At 44.2% G+C, this 13891-nt stretch carries 13 protein-coding genes; 2 read left to right on the top strand and 11 right to left on the bottom strand.

Annotated features, from left to right (window positions below; all coding sequences use genetic code 11):
• Positions 1-68: 68 nt before the first annotated feature.
• Positions 69-2129, bottom strand: a complete 2061-nt coding sequence (locus EV146_RS17135) for a sigma-54 interaction domain-containing protein (RefSeq protein ID WP_132008694.1) — start codon at positions 2127-2129, stop codon at positions 69-71.
• Between the two features lie 157 nt (positions 2130-2286).
• Here EV146_RS17135 and EV146_RS17130 point away from each other — a divergent pair, with 157 nt between their 5' ends.
• Positions 2287-2544: a DUF2627 domain-containing protein gene (locus EV146_RS17130; protein WP_121611903.1), complete on the top strand. Its 258-nt coding sequence runs from the start codon at positions 2287-2289 to the stop codon at positions 2542-2544.
• Positions 2545-2565: 21 nt separating this feature from the next.
• Here the strand turns inward: EV146_RS17130 and EV146_RS17125 are convergent, their stop codons facing one another.
• A complete protein-coding gene (locus tag EV146_RS17125; protein ID WP_309136120.1) occupies positions 2566-3303 on the bottom strand; it encodes a glycerophosphodiester phosphodiesterase in 738 nt (245 codons plus the stop codon).
• A gap of 25 nt (positions 3304-3328) precedes the next feature.
• Between EV146_RS17125 and EV146_RS17120 the strand changes: the two genes are divergently transcribed.
• Positions 3329-3469 (top strand): YycC family protein, encoded by a 141-nt coding sequence (locus tag EV146_RS17120; protein WP_132008688.1) that lies wholly within the window; start codon positions 3329-3331, stop codon positions 3467-3469.
• Positions 3470-3604: 135 nt separating this feature from the next.
• Here EV146_RS17120 and spo0A read toward each other — a convergent pair whose 3' ends face one another.
• The 9 genes from spo0A to xseA all read right to left on the bottom strand — a co-directional run bounded on the left by spo0A (position 3605) and on the right by xseA (position 13890).
• Positions 3605-4396, bottom strand: a complete 792-nt coding sequence (spo0A, locus tag EV146_RS17115) for a sporulation transcription factor Spo0A (protein ID WP_121611900.1) — start codon at positions 4394-4396, stop codon at positions 3605-3607.
• Positions 4397-4850: 454 nt separating this feature from the next.
• A complete protein-coding gene (gene spoIVB, locus EV146_RS17110) occupies positions 4851-6140 on the bottom strand; it encodes a SpoIVB peptidase (protein ID WP_132008685.1) in 1290 nt (429 codons plus the stop codon).
• Positions 6141-6266: 126 nt separating this feature from the next.
• A complete protein-coding gene (recN, locus tag EV146_RS17105) occupies positions 6267-7958 on the bottom strand; it encodes a DNA repair protein RecN (RefSeq protein ID WP_132008682.1) in 1692 nt (563 codons plus the stop codon).
• 17 nt (positions 7959-7975) lie between these two features.
• Complete coding sequence (ahrC, locus tag EV146_RS17100; RefSeq protein ID WP_121611896.1) at positions 7976-8425, bottom strand: transcriptional regulator AhrC/ArgR; 450 nt, start codon at positions 8423-8425, stop codon at positions 7976-7978.
• A 148-nt stretch (positions 8426-8573) separates the two neighbouring features.
• The gene (locus EV146_RS17095) at positions 8574-9413 is read right to left on the bottom strand and encodes a TlyA family RNA methyltransferase (RefSeq protein ID WP_132008680.1); all 840 of its coding nucleotides are present in this window, start codon (positions 9411-9413) and stop codon (positions 8574-8576) included.
• Positions 9414-9416: 3 nt separating this feature from the next.
• Positions 9417-11309, bottom strand: a complete 1893-nt coding sequence (gene dxs / locus EV146_RS17090) for a 1-deoxy-D-xylulose-5-phosphate synthase (RefSeq protein WP_132008677.1) — start codon at positions 11307-11309, stop codon at positions 9417-9419.
• A 103-nt stretch (positions 11310-11412) separates the two neighbouring features.
• On the bottom strand, positions 11413-12306 hold the full coding sequence (locus EV146_RS17085; protein WP_338419219.1) for a polyprenyl synthetase family protein: 894 nt from the start codon (positions 12304-12306) through the stop codon (positions 11413-11415).
• 2 nt (positions 12307-12308) lie between these two features.
• On the bottom strand, positions 12309-12542 hold the full coding sequence (locus EV146_RS17080) for an exodeoxyribonuclease VII small subunit (protein WP_121611893.1): 234 nt from the start codon (positions 12540-12542) through the stop codon (positions 12309-12311).
• A 1-nt stretch (position 12543) separates the two neighbouring features.
• Positions 12544-13890, bottom strand: coding sequence for an exodeoxyribonuclease VII large subunit (gene xseA / locus EV146_RS17075; RefSeq protein WP_132008674.1), 1347 nt, complete (start codon positions 13888-13890; stop codon positions 12544-12546).
• Position 13891: the final 1 nt, after the last annotated feature.

Below are 13891 nucleotides of genomic sequence, written 5' to 3'. Positions count from 1 at the left end.
AGATCAATCCCTTGAAAGTATTCCTCTTCTCCCAGCCAGTCTCTGCAATTCTTTTCAAACTGTGCAATTTATTGCATGCCATTTACTTCAATACCAAGCTTTTCAAGTTTATAATATAAATTTCGTACAGAAATCCCCAGTGATTTTGCAGCAAGGGTTTTATTTCCCTTCACACTTACTAGTGTGTCCCTAATTATATTAGCTTCATGTTTTTCAAGCTGAACAGAAAGAGTTGGCAATTTCTCGCCTTCCTGATAAACAGGTCCAGCTCTTAATTCTGTTTGTCCAACAAAAGTAGGAAGATGAATAGCATCTATCACTGTTTCATGATAATTCATGAAGATGATCGCTCTCCCAAGGACGTTTTCGAGTTCCCGTACATTGCCCGGCCAATCATATTGCATTAATTTCCTTACTGCTGCATCCGAGACTCCCTCAACATTCCTCCCGTAATCCTGGTTTATTTTATGAATCAGCCTTTCACAAAGGAGGGGAATATCTTCCTTCCTCTTCCTTAGCGGCGGAATCTGAATTGGCATCCTGTTAAGCCGGTAGTATAAATCCTCCCTGAATGTCCCATTAGCTATAGCCTTCTCAAGATTTATATTTGTGGCGGCGATTACCCGAACATTAATAGGAACTGGTTTGGTCCCGCCGACCCTGACAATTTCATTTTCCTGGAGCACCCGAAGCAGCTTGGCCTGAGTGTTGGCGGGGAGCTCCCCGATTTCATCCAGAAAGATGCTCCCGTTATTCGCCTCTTCGAAAAAACCGCGCTTTCCGCCTCTCTTTGCTCCCGAGAAAGCTCCCTCCTCATACCCAAAAAGCTCGCTTTCAAGGAGTGATTCGGTAATAGCAGCACAATTAACCCGAATAAATTTATTAAATTTTCTGTTGCTGTCATTATGTATTGCATGGGCGAACAATTCCTTTCCCGTACCCGATTCACCCCGAAGGAGGACGGTTGCAGGAGTTTTCGCCCCGAGTTTGGCCTGTTCAATCGCAAGGGTCATTTCCTCAGAGTTTCCTATGATATCCTGGAAGGAATATTTTGCTTCAAGAGTCCTGATGATCTGCCGTGCCCGGTTCAATTCCCTGTTTAAACTCTTGATTTCCGACATGTCATGGATGACCCCGACACTCCCTTTCAGCTTCCCGTCTACAATGATAGGTGCAACATTGACCACTACCTCTTTTTTGTTTGGCCCCACCCTCATTGCTACACCACGCACTGGCCTCCGTGTCTCCAGGACCTTCATATGCATGCTTTCACCTTCAGAAATATCAGCAGTTGCCGGCTTTCCAATGACTTGCGCTTCCGTTAAACCTGTAATTCTGGTATAAGCTCTGTTAATCAAGATTCCGCGCCCGTCTTCATCCACAACGGAGATTGCTTCATCACTGGATTGAATGATCGCCTGAAGCATGGTCTGGATTTCTTTTAAATTGGTGATTTCCTCTGCAAGACGCACTACTTCCGTTATATCTTTAAAGACGGCAAAGGCACCGAGTATATGTCCATTTTCGTCCACCAACGGAATTCGGGTCGTTATGATTTTTGTTCCATTTTCGAGGATATGCTCCTGGTTGATTTCCGTTTTACGTGAGCTCAGGATATTTGGGAGACGGCTGGTCGGTATAACGTCAAGGACCTGCTTTCCAACCACCTCATCCTTTGAAAGCCCGAAAATACTTTCTGCGCTGTTATTAAAGACGGTCACAATCCCTGATGTATCCACAACAATCATCCCGTCTCCGCTTGAATTAAAAATAAGCTCATGTTTGCATGTTTCATTTCGCAGCTTGTAGATAAGCTCTTCCTTCTCCTCCAAAAGTGCTGAAACCATGTAGGCTACACTGCCAGGGATCATCATTGTGTTTTTTCCTGCTATTTTCCTGATTTGGTTGAAAACCGCTTCATCTCCAGTCACCTCTACCACTAACTCAATATCGGCTGTTATAAAAGGCCTCCAATCAGTGCCAGTAGGGATTCCGGCTTTTTTGGCAAGCAGAATGCCCGGTGCAGTTGGGTCAATATCAATCACTGCTGAAATTTCAGCTGACTCCATCAGCATTTTCAAAATGGCACTTCCGCCTTTGCCTGCCCCAACAATTACCGTCTTTTGCATACCATCCCACCTAAAAACGAGAAATATTTTTCACACCAGTTAATTAAGTCTGCAATTTTATTCAAGGTTCATTTTAACCCCTTTTTAATCCCTTGACAAATATCTTCATTGTTTTATGATACAACTGGAAGACCAATTTATTTTGAAGGGATATCTGATGACCAGGATAATCGCTCTTATTATATTATTGATACCTGGAGGGCTCGCTGCTTACGGAGTCAAATTGATGCGAGATATGGTTTTCGGGATCATTCAGCCTCCATTTCCATATCTCTGGATACAGTTCTTAACGGGGCTCCTGCTGTTTTTGGCAGGACTTGCATTTGTAGCAGGTTTCATTCTTTATCGCGACAGGAAGAGGAATAAAGTCCAGACCCGTTTCCAGACTGCAAAAAGGGACGAGGAAAGGCCGTGAAAAGAAGAGATTCACGGCCTTTTAATGGATGTCGTCATTTATTCTTTTAGCCTTTGCAGGGTCGTCCGTGATGATGGCCGAACAGTCGGCTTTTATTAACCTCTGGATTTCGGATTCATTATTGACAGTGTATGGGCGGACAGCGATATGATGCTGGCATGATTTTTTTATGATTTCATCATGGGCATACCGATAATGGGGATGAAAACCGGAAGCAAGAATCGACTTGGCATAAACCCAGGGCATATAAATCCCCTCGGCAAGTATAGGGGCTGTCTCAATATCAGGTGCATGCCTGTTCACATGGACAATGCTGTAATGGTTGAAGGATGATAAAATGATCTTTTCTTCCAGTTTGAGTTCCCGAATCAGATCAATGACTTTATCTTCCATTCCATGATAGGGGAAAGTCCCATTCTTTAATTCGATATTGCATTGGAGCGATGTGTTAGACAGCCACTCCAGAACGTCCCGAAGGAGCGGGACAGGCTCTTTTTTTACCAGTGTCTGCTTAAACTTATATCTCGCATCCAGCCTCATTAATTCGGATGCAGACAGATCTTTGACAAACCCTTTTTCCCCTGTTGTTCTATCCAGTTTTTCATCGTGTATGACCACGAGCTGCCCATCTTTGGACATTTGAACATCTAATTCAATGCCGTCCGCGCCTGCACGTTCTGCTTCAATAAAAGCCTTCATTGTATTTTCCGGGTACGCCAATGAAAAACCCCGGTGGGCAAAAATCCACGTCAAAACCATCACACCCTTTTAAGGAGGTTAGAGAATGAAGCCACTAAATATTTCAGCTGATACAGCGGTTAAGCTTGCAGAAAGCCTTAAGCTCCCGCTTGAACAAATCATGCATATGCCGCAGCATATCCTGATTCAAAAAATGATTGAGCTTGAGAAACAAGATAAAGAATAGAGAGCACTTCTAACTACAATCAAAACAAAAAAACAGAAACATCCTTCTAATTACTGTTAAGACCAATAATAGGAAGGATGTTTTTTATTATGTTTAATATGCGGTTTTTATTCCTGCATTAGCAGGCTAACTCTTTCAGGAAGCTTTATGCTCAAGGCGCAGCTTATCCGCTACCATTGCGATGAACTCCGAGTTTGTCGGCTTTGCTTTGGACATGCTGACTGTATAGCCAAAAAGAGAAGAAATTGAATCGATATTCCCGCGGCTCCAGGCTACTTCAATCGCATGTCGAATTGCACGCTCAACACGGCTGGCGGTGGTGTTATATTTTTTTGCAATATCCGGATACAACACTTTTGTAATGGAACCGAGCAGTTCAATATCATTATAGACCATTGAGATAGCTTCACGAAGGTAAAGGTACCCTTTTATATGTGCCGGCACACCAATTTCATGGATAATACTTGTGATGCTTGCGTCCAGATTCTTTGGTTTTTGTTCTGCGGCTGATCTGTAGCCCGGAGAAGCAGGTTTGCGGTTCTGGCTTTTGCCCTTTCCGCTTACCTGACGAATATGGCTTCCGAGATTATCCATATCAAAAGGCTTCAGGATAAAATAGGATGCGCCAAGATCCACCGCATTCTTCGTCACATCTTCCTGACCGAAAGCTGTCAGCATAATGACATTCGGAATCACACTCTTCCCCATATCACGAAGTTTTTCCAAAACGGCGAGGCCATCCAAATGAGGCATAATAATATCTAAAAGAAGAACATCCGGATCCGCATCTTTGAGCATATCCAGACAATCCTGGCCATTATGCGCTACCCCAATTACCTCCATGTCATCCTGAGAAGAGATATATTCCTCCAGAAGCCCTACCAATTCTCTATTGTCATCTACGACACATACTTTTATTTTACTCAATTACAGGTTCCTCCTCTGTCCAGATATGGTCTCTAGTCCAGTCATCTCTATTTTCTATTCTAAATGACTAATTCGACAATGCAACAGGAAATCCTTTTATTTTTTAGTTTTTCTTAAAAAAGGTAGAAATTCTAAATTTTCCTCCCATTCCCTCTTTATTTCGACTAATTTCGCATCTTGACAAAGAACCAAAAGGATTTATGTCGAATGGAATATTTTTACAATCCGATCGTTCCTAAGGGATATTAAAACGCCTTCGAACAGGGCTCGCGCGGCCGCGGACCTACCCGCGGGCTCAAATGAGGGTTACCCTGAAGAACCGGCATCTGCAGGTGGAGTCTCCGATTCCCCTGCTGCAATCAAACGTGACCTGAACCGTAGTCAGTCCTTAAAATAGTCATAAAGAAGACGCCTGGCTTTGCAGCCAGGCGGAGGGGAATACTGTATCGTAAAACTAACTCGCTTGCTTTCTCGGTTTGTCATAAATATCAATTCCCGCTTCATTTAGCATCCACTCAATATGAACTCCATATCCGCTAGTGGGGTCATTTACAAAGACATGAGTTACCGCCCCAATTAATTTATTATCCTGGATGATCGGACTGCCGCTCATCCCTTGAACAATCCCTCCAGTTTTTGCCAGGAGTTTTGGATCGGTGACTTTAATGACCATCCCTTTTGTTGCAGGGAACTTTTGTGGAATTGTAGAGACTATCTCAATATCAAATAGTTTTACTTCATCATTATCAACAACTGTAAGGATTTTGGCCGGCCCTTCTTTTACTTGATGCGAAAGGGCAATTGGCATCGGTTTATCCATTATCCCATTTTTAATCCCATTATTCAGTTCCCCAAAGATTCCATATGGACTATTTAGTTTGATATTTCCAATCACTTGCCGATCCGAAGAGAACCTTGCCAACTTTTCGCCAGGATCTCCGTTCGCACCTTTTTCAATTGAGGTGACGGTAGAACGGACAATTTGCCCATCTTCTACGACAATCGGCTTTTTCGTATCCATATCAGAGATAACATGACCAAGCGCACCATATTTTTTTGATTCGGGATGGTAGAAGGTCATGGTGCCAATGCCCGCGGCGGAATCCCTTATATACAGCCCAAGCTTAAAGGTATTTTCCTGCTTGTCCTTCTTAGGCTCAAGCTTTGTCCTGACTTTTTGGTTTTCCCGCTTGATAACAATATCCATTGGCTGGCCGCTTTCACCTGCTTTTTGGACAAAAGGACCCACATCTGACATTTTATCGATTCTCGTGCCGTTGATTTCTGTGATGATGTCGCCAACCTTAATGCCTGCGGTTTCACCTGGTGACACCCTGCCTTCTTCTGCCTGCACCTGATGATGCCCTACAACCAGAACTCCAACTGTATTTAGTTTAACTCCGATTGACTGTCCTCCAGGCATAACCCTGAAATCCTTTAAAACATTTACATCGACCTTTTTTATCGGAAAACCAGCGAGCTCGAGCACAACCTCATCTTTTCCGTGCTCCTTTGCTTCGAGAGACACCATATTTGTTTTCTGGTCTATTACAATGTTGTCACTTGGTTTATTTACACTGGCTTCAACAGATACTGAATTTGAAAAATCAAGCTTATCACCTTCAAATAAAGTGACTTGCTTAGGTATTGACAGATAATCCTGAACGGGTTTGCTAAAACCTAACACAATCAATGAAACAAGGAGAATTCCACCAATAAATCGTCTGAGAAATTCTTTTTTCAAAATCCTTCCACTCTCCTCGCTTCTAGTCCACACACACTTTTATGGCTACATCTTTAATTTTGCCTTGAGATATCGCATTTATAACCTCCAATAAATAAAAAAAGCTATCCCTTTTTGGATAGCTTTTCATGTAGGAGTTTTCATCAACCGGGCAAGCTGCAATAATTCCTCGGCGTGCTGCCTGGTCAGATCGGTTATTTCGACACCTGATATCATTCGTCCAATTTCGTGGACCTTGTCACTCTCTGTTAAAGGAGTTACCGATGTTTTCGTCCGGCCCCCTTTTATTTTTTTGGCAATGTACAAGTGTGTATCTGCCATTGCCGCAACCTGAGGCAAGTGGGATATACAAAGTACCTGTGAATTCATGGCAACTTTATATATTTTTTCGGCGATTGCCTGTGCGACCCTCCCGCTGACACCAGTATCCACCTCATCAAAAATAATGGATGTAACACCTTGATGTTTGGAAAAAATGCTTTTCAGTGCCAGCATGATCCTTGATAATTCTCCCCCGGAGGCTACTTTAGACAATGGTTTTAACGGCTCCCCCGGATTTGTGGAAATATAAAATTCAACTTGATCCGCACCATTCTTTAAGAAATGGTCCTCATCTGTCTCGATTTTCACTTCAAAGACAGTTTTTTCCATGTAAAGCTCTTTTAATTCCCGATGGATAAGCCCTGTCAGCTTTTTGGCCCACTTCTTTCTTGCTTTATTCAAATTGGCCGCCTCAAGCTGCAGATCTTTTTTTAAGGACGCCAGTTCCTTCTCCATCTGCCCGATATGGACTTCCTTATTTTGCAATGTCTCAATTTCCTCTTCTATTTTAGCCGAGTACTCAAGGATTTCTTCAATGGTCTTGCCGTATTTTCGCTTTAACTGATTAATTTCATTCAGCCTGTCTTCAATTTCGTTTAATCTCTGGGGATCATATTCCAGAACATCAAGTTCATTCCTCAGCGAGCGCGCAGCATCTTCCAGCAAATAAAAACTGTTGGCAACGGACTCGTGTAATTCCTTATAGGCAGGATCCAGCTCTGCCGCAGTTTCAAGGTTCTCCATCGCCAATCCAATCCAATCTAACCCTCTTTGGTCTCCATTAATGGCAGTATAGCTTGACTGGACGCTCTCAAAAACCTTCTCAAAATTGTTTAGTTTTCGTTTCTCTTCCGCCAGCTCTTCATCTTCATTTATTTTTAATTGAGCGTTTTGGATTTCCTCATATTGAAATTGAATGAGATCAAGTCTATGGGCCATTTGCTGTTCGTTCTCACTCAGGCTTCTCAGTTTTTTAAGCTTTTGTTCATAATCCCGGTATACATTCTGATATTCAAGTACAGCCGGAAATATCTCTTCAGACCCAAACTGGTCCAGCAGGGAGATATGTTTGGTTTCATCCATGAGTTCCTGATGCTCATGCTGCCCGTGAATATCGATTAAAGCAGAACCAACTTCTCTCAATAAGGCAATCGTCACCAATTTCCCATTCACCCGGCAGACACTTTTTCCGCTTCTGGAAATATCCCTGCGAAGGACGATCATTCCGTCCTCCACTTCAATTCCAAACTCCTTCGCTTTTTCCAATACCGGGTGCTGGCTGCCATCAATAAAAAATAACCCTTCAATTTCAGCCTTTTCTTCCCCATGACGGACAAATTCTGCGGATCCCCTGCCGCCAACAAGAAGATGTACAGCATCGATGATGATTGATTTTCCCGCCCCTGTTTCTCCTGTCAAAACAGTGAGGCCCTTTTGAAATGAAACGGAGAGGGACTCTATAATGGCAAAGTTTCTGATTGTTAATTCACTTAACAAGAAGCAGTCACCTCTTTTTAAAGCATTTCAAGAAATCTGTTGGTTATCGTTTCTGTATCATCCGTAGTACGGCAAATAATAAGGATTGTATCGTCCCCGCAAATCGTCCCAAGGATTTCTTCCCAGTCAAGATTGTCTATTAACGCGCCAATGGCATTTGCATTCCCCGGCATCGTTTTCATCACAAGCAAATGCCCTGCATGGTCAATCCTCACAAACGCATCCATTAGGGAACGTTTAAGCTTCTGAAGCGGGTTAAAGCGCTGGTCCGCAGGAAGGCTGTACTTGTAGCGGCCATCAATCAGAGGAACCTTTACAAGATGCAGTTCCTTTATATCACGCGATACGGTCGCCTGTGTTACATTATAACCGGCATTTTTAAGTCTCTCGACAAGATCGTCCTGTGTCTCGATCTCGTCATTAGCAATTAGTTCACGAATTTTGATATGACGCTGTCCTTTGTTCATAATATCACCTCTAGAAACACTCAAAAACATTAAATTTCTACCTTCTATGTTAGCCGATTTTTACTCATTGCACAATGTTTCAACAAAATTCCGCACAGTCTGATCAGAAGTACCAATCTCGTTCCGCAAAAAAGGAACAGGCCCGCGCCTATTCCTCTGTTCGTTTCGATTTTAGTTCTCTGTGTGCTTCCGTCACTATTTCGGAAGGTGCTTTGTCAAGAAGATCCGATCCATGTCCCTCTGGGGCATTCCATACAAGGTGGAGCAAGAACTCGATATTTCCATCTCCGCCCGTTATTGGGGAGAAAGAAAGATCCTTCACATCGAATCCTGTGCTTATCGAAAAATCAATGATATTCTCGAGCACTGACTGATGAACCTTTGGGTCGCGGACAATCCCTTTTTTGCCTACCTGTTCCCTGCCAGCTTCAAACTGAGGTTTTACCAATGCAATAACATTGCTCCCGGGAACCAGCAAGGTCTTCAGTACGGGTAAAATCAGCTTCAGCGAAATAAAACTGACATCAATGGATGCAAAATCAGGCATACCCTTTATTAAATCACTTGGGGTAACGTACCGGAAATTGGTCCTCTCCATAACAACAACCCGCTCATCCTGCCTAAGCTTCCAGGCAAGCTGATTATAGCCAACATCGAGTGCATAGGACATTTTTGCCCCATTCTGCAAGGCACAATCTGTAAATCCTCCGGTCGATGCTCCTATGTCAAGCAGGATTTTATCCTGGACATTCAGGTCAAACGTATTGAGGGCTTTCTCCAGCTTTAAGCCACCTCTGCTGACATATCGAAGAACATTGCCCTTTATTGATAACGGGATATCAGCATTCACTTTTTCCCCGGCCTTGTCCATGCGCTCTTCTTTTGAATATACCTGTCCGGCCATAATGGCACGCTTCGCTTTTTCACGGGTTTCCGCAAGCCCTCTTTCGACAAGAAGCACATCTAACCGTTCTTTTTTAGTTTTCATCCATTACGCCCTTTTTTCTTTTTTCCGCGCCAGATATTTAACTCTCTCAATAACGGCGCCGACAGTGAATTCGATTTCTTCCAATAATTCATTGACACTCCCATGCTCAATGAATTTATCAGGAATGCCCATCCGGTCAATCCTGGCTCCGCTGTAGCCCATTTCATTGGCTGTTTCGAGAACGAAGCTCCCGAAGCCTCCCTGGAGCACTGCTTCTTCTATTGTCAGTATCGGCAGGTTTTCTTCCAGAATACCTGTAAGCATTTCGACATCCAGCGGCTTTATGAACCGGGCATTAATAACTCTCACCGATACCCCTTGCTTTTCAAGTGCTTCTGCCGCCTCAATGGCCATCGGGATAGTGGTTCCAAAAGTCAGGATGGCTGCATCCTCTCCATGCCGGAGGACTTCCCAGGTCCCTATTGGAATTGGCTTTAACTCGGCGTCCATCGGAACTCCCAGCCCATTTCCGCGGGGGAATCTAAGAGCGATTGGTCCCTCGTCATAGGTTAATGCAGTATAGACAAGATGCTGACCTTCATTTTCATCCTTTGGCATCATTAACACAAGGTTTGGGAGGCTTCTTAAAAAGGCGATATCAAAAACTCCTTGATGAGTCTCCCCGTCGGCACCAACAAGACCGGCCCGGTCAATCCCAATAAAAACATTGAGATTTTGCCTGCAAATATCATGCACTACCTGATCATATGCCCGCTGGAGAAAAGTGGAATAGATGGCCAGGAAAGGCTTCATTTTTTGAGTGGCCAGTCCGGCTGCAAAAGTAGCCGCATGCTGTTCAGCAATGCCGACATCGAACATGCGATCCGGAAATTCAGAAGCGAATCCTTCAAGCTTCGATCCAACTGGCATTGCAGGCGTAATGGCGACGATCCGCTTGTCTGTCCTTGCCACTTTCCTGACCGTTTCGCTTACAAGGGAACTCCAGGCTGGAGGGCCGCTTGCCGGCTTGACAAAATCCCCGGTATCGGTTTTATAGGGTCCTGTCCCGTGCCATGTGCCAATTTTATCATTTTCAGCAGGGTTATAGCCTTTCCCCTTCTTCGTAATTACATGAAGGAGGACTGGACCATCACATTTTTTTGCGTAGGCCAGGTTGTCAAACAAGTCTTCATAATTATGGCCGTCGACTGGACCAAGATAGGTAAAGCCAAGCTCTTCAAAAAACATGCCTGGGACAAACATATACTTCAGGCTGTCCTTAATTCTCTCTGCCGTACCTGCAAGCTGATTGCCCACAGCTGGAATCTTCTTCAGGAGCACTTCAAGCTCGTCTTTGACCCAATTGTACTTCCCTGCTGTTCGCAGCCTTCCAAGAACATTATGGATTGCACCTACGTTTGGAGCGATGGACATTTCATTATCATTCAGAATCACAATCACTTTTTCTTTTTCATGCCCAATATGGTTTAGCGCTTCCAGGGCCATTCCTCCGGTCAGGGCGCCATCTCCTATAACAGGGACGACATGGGACTTTTCCCCCTTCAGGTTCCTGGCTACCGCCATTCCCATAGCCGCTGACAAGGAAGTTGAACTGTGGCCCGTCTCCCAGACATCATGCTCGCTTTCAATCATCTTTGGAAAACCGCATAGACCCTTATATTGTCTTAAAGTGTCAAAATGACAGGCTCGGCCTGTCAATATTTTATGTACGTAGGACTGATGTCCAACATCCCATATAATTTTATCCCTCGGACTATTAAAACACCTGTGCAAGGCAATGGTTAATTCAACAACTCCTAGATTTGGACCGATATGGCCCCCCGTCCTGGATAGCTTTTCGATTAAAAATTGTCTGATATCATTCCCTAGCAATTCCAGTTCTTTGATTGAAAGGTCTTTTAAGAATGAAGGGTCTTTTATTGATAAAAGATCCATACCGGACCACTCACTTTCATTTCTGACTTAAGATTAACGTTCATTATAGCAATCAGGTTGGATTATAGCATAAACAGCTACTTGTCTCAATGTTAATACTCTTTTAAGATGTCCGCAGCCCAATTAGATCTGTAATTTCATTAAGCAATATTGAATCCAGTCCTGTTGAGGAGAGGGCTTGTTTAGCTGCCCTGATATGCCGGTCCAGCTCCTGTTTGGCACCACTAAGTGACAGGAGCGAAGGATAGGTGCTTTTTTCATTCTCTGTGTCACTTCCAACAGGCTTCCCAATTTGGTCTACTGTTCCTTCCAGATCAAGAATGTCATCCCTGATTTGGAAGGCAAGGCCGATATGGTGCGCAAACTTCGATAATTTTGTTTTGGTCTCCGCGTCCGCATTCGCAATCTCTGCTCCTGCAAGGACACTATATACAAGCATCCGCCCTGTTTTATTAATATGGATGTACTCAAGCTCCTCTAAAGATAGATTTTTCCCTTCACCTTCCATATCGGAAACTTGTCCCCCGACCATGCCTTCTGCACCGGCAGCGTTTGACAGCATATTGACAAGCGTTAGTTTTACATTTGCATCTGCTATATCAGCAGGAATCTGGGACAAGAGGTTGAAGCTTAATGTCAGCAGAGCATCACCTGCCAAAATTGCCGTTGCTTCCCCGTAAACCTTGTGGTTTGTAGGCTTTCCCCTCCGCAGGTCATCGTCATCCATACTGGGGAGGTCATCGTGGATCAAAGAATAGGTATGTACCATTTCAATGGCAGCTGCCACGTCCTTCCCAGCCTCTGGCGCGCGCCCGAAGGCCTTGAGTGTGGCAAAAAGCAAAAGCGGCCTGATCCTCTTCCCGCCTGCCTCAAGAGAGTAGAGCATGGATTCTTTTAGAATTTCCGGCGCCTCAAGCTGGCTGACGATTTCCCGCATTCGCTCTTCAACGAGAGTTTTGTATTGCTTGGAAAAGGATCCGAGTCGATCGGTCTGCAAAATTATTCCTCCTCATTGATGGAGAAGTCTACAGCCTGTCCATCATCCGTTAGAACCTGTGTAAGCTGAGTTTCCACGTGTTTTAGTTTATTATGGCAAAGCTTGGAAAGCTCCATTCCTTCCTTGTAAAAAGAAATGGCCTCTTCAAGAGGTACATCCCCTTCTTCCAGTTTTTCAACAATGTCTTCCAATTTTTCCATTGCCTGTTCAAAAGTCAATTCTTTTTCCTTGGCCATTTTATTCACTCTCCTCTACATTTGTTACGACGCAGTCAAGCTGCCCGTCCGGCAGCCGGACCTGAATACTGTCATTTTTTTTGATCTGGGACGCTTTTTTTATTAAGCTTCCATCCTCTGCATAGGCCAGACTATAGCCCCGTTCCATGATTTTTAACGGACTGAGAGCCTCAAGAGTTGACACGATGCCGCTAAACTCCTTTTGCTTTTCAGACAGGATCGCAGCCATAGCCCGGTTCAAAGCCCTTGTCTGGCGCAGATGGGATTCCTGTGAAGCCCTCCGCAATTCCTCCGGATGCTTCCTTTGAAGCCTCCTTAATAAAAGAGAATGGTCATCCGCTTTCATTCCAGTAAGCTTTCTTGCTCCTCGGTAAAGTGACTCCGTCAACCTGTCAACCTGTTCTACTTTTTGTTCATAAAGCCTTCTCGGATACCGGAATGCATATGATTTTTTCAATCTCATAAAACGTTCCTGCTGCCCGCCAATTTTCTCTTTCATAGCCCGTATCAGCCTGGTTTGTCTGTTTAAAACCCTTTCCATCAGTTCATCTATATGCGGTACAGCAAGCTCTGCAGCCGCAGTGGGTGTTGGTGCTCTCATATCCGCAACGAAATCTGCAATGGTGAAGTCCGTCTCATGGCCTACTGCAGAAATGACGGGAATGGCAGAAGCAAAAATAGCCCTGGCGACAATTTCTTCATTGAAAGACCATAGCTCTTCAATCGAACCGCCACCCCGCCCGACAATAAGTGTGTCGATATCAGTTCGTTTATTTGCCAGCTGTATAGCTCTTACGATTGAAGCAGCCCCCTGATCTCCCTGCACAAGAGCTGGGATAATAAGGATATTTGCTACAGGGTACCTTCGTTTGATGGTGGTAATTATATCCCTGATTGCCGCCCCAGTAGGCGAAGTGATTACGCCTACTGTCTGAGGATGCCTCGGCAACGGCTTTTTATAGCGCTGGGAGAACAGCCCTTCTTTTTCCAGCCGTTCTTTTAACTGTTCAAACGCCAAAAACAAGTCCCCGACCCCATCTGTCTGCATTTCCTTGACATAAATCTGGTACTGGCCGCTTGGCTCGTATAGTGTTATTTCCCCTCTGAGCAGAACCTTCATCCCATTCTCAGGCCGGAATTTGACAGACCTGTTGAACTTAGTGAACATTACGGCTAAAATTCTTGCCTTCTCATCCTTAAGGGTAAAATACATATGGCCGCTGGAATGCTGCTTAAAGTTGGAAATTTCCCCTTTTACATAAACGTCCTGAAGATGGGGATCGGCGTCAAATTTTCGTTTTATGTACTTAGTCAAAGCGTGCACGGTTAAATGACGCTGTTCCTTCATT

Origin of the sequence: Mesobacillus foraminis (assembly GCF_004340465.1) — a bacterium.
Lineage (GTDB): Bacteria > Bacillota > Bacilli > Bacillales > Cytobacillaceae > Mesobacillus_B > Mesobacillus_B foraminis.
This window is presented reverse-complemented; position numbering and strand designations above follow the sequence as displayed.

Coding starts and splice junctions, on each gene's coding strand:
- dxs (WP_132008677.1), bottom strand. CDS start 11,309: ATGGATCTTTTATCAATAAAAGACCCTTCATTCTTAAAAGACCTTTCA.
- EV146_RS17080 (WP_121611893.1), bottom strand. CDS start 12,542: ATGGCCAAGGAAAAAGAATTGACTTTTGAACAGGCAATGGAAAAATTG.
- EV146_RS17130 (WP_121611903.1), top strand. CDS start 2,287: ATGACCAGGATAATCGCTCTTATTATATTATTGATACCTGGAGGGCTC.
- EV146_RS17125 (WP_309136120.1), bottom strand. CDS start 3,303: ATGGTTTTGACGTGGATTTTTGCCCACCGGGGTTTTTCATTGGCGTAC.
- EV146_RS17135 (WP_132008694.1), bottom strand. CDS start 2,129: ATGCAAAAGACGGTAATTGTTGGGGCAGGCAAAGGCGGAAGTGCCATT.
- ahrC (WP_121611896.1), bottom strand. CDS start 8,425: ATGAACAAAGGACAGCGTCATATCAAAATTCGTGAACTAATTGCTAAT.
- EV146_RS17120 (WP_132008688.1), top strand. CDS start 3,329: ATGAAGCCACTAAATATTTCAGCTGATACAGCGGTTAAGCTTGCAGAA.
- EV146_RS17095 (WP_132008680.1), bottom strand. CDS start 9,413: ATGAAAACTAAAAAAGAACGGTTAGATGTGCTTCTTGTCGAAAGAGGG.
- xseA (WP_132008674.1), bottom strand. CDS start 13,890: ATGAAGGAACAGCGTCATTTAACCGTGCACGCTTTGACTAAGTACATA.